Genomic DNA, 248 nt, shown 5'->3' on the forward strand with positions numbered 1-248 from the left:
GATATGTTCTATTTCTACGCCGAGTAGTTGCACTATTTATTTTCGGTTTGATTCATTACATGTTTCAGCCAGGAGAGGCATTAACGTTATATGCAATTTGCGGGTTAATCGTTTTACCATTTTATAAAGCGAAAAAACAAGTGAACTTAGTTATTGGCCTTATTTTAACAATTGCTTTTAGTGTAATGGGGATTAAAGAACTATTACCACTCGGCTTAATTTTATTAGGTCTTGCTGCAGGCCAATAT

At 34.3% G+C, this 248-nt stretch carries 1 pseudogene; it reads left to right on the plus strand.

What is annotated here, in order from left to right:
* Positions 1-248: pseudogene (locus JDS96_RS31365) on the plus strand (DUF418 domain-containing protein); the annotation flags it as partial.

Origin of the sequence: Bacillus cereus group sp. N21, assembly GCF_016483395.1 — a bacterium.
GTDB classification, from domain to species: domain Bacteria; phylum Bacillota; class Bacilli; order Bacillales; family Bacillaceae_G; genus Bacillus_A; species Bacillus_A pseudomycoides.